The organism is Vibrio sp. 10N.222.49.C9 (genome assembly GCF_041474985.1).
In the GTDB taxonomy this organism is placed as follows: Bacteria; Pseudomonadota; Gammaproteobacteria; order Enterobacterales; family Vibrionaceae; genus Vibrio; species Vibrio crassostreae_C.
Genome location: NZ_JBFRVD010001521.1, coordinates 1 through 298, shown reverse-complemented (window position 1 = coordinate 298; position 298 = coordinate 1). Strand labels below are relative to the sequence as shown.

Annotated in this window: 1 protein-coding gene; it reads left to right on the top strand. The window is 50.3% G+C overall.

Annotated features, from left to right (window positions below):
• Nucleotides 1–298: bile acid:sodium symporter (locus tag AB4585_RS29060; RefSeq protein ID WP_372172265.1), on the top strand; the 298-nt coding region annotated here is incomplete at both ends.

Here is a 298-nt window from a genome sequence, read left to right as displayed (position 1 = left end):
GGTCTGGGTCTTGCGCCAAGTGCTATCAAAGCGGGCTTGAGTAACTGGCGTCTGCACCTGTTTATTCAATCCGCGACCTTCATCTTTTACCCTTTGCTGTGGGTGATCTTTGGTGACCTGTTTCTAGCCTATATGCCTTCGGCCCTCGCGTTTGGCTTCTGCTATCTATTCGTATTGCCAAGCACGGTATCCTCGTCAGTTGCTATGACCAGCGTGGGCAAAGGAAATGTACCTGGCGCTATCTTCAACGCGTCTTTGTCCAGCATTATCGGCGTCTTGATCACTCCATTTCTCATTC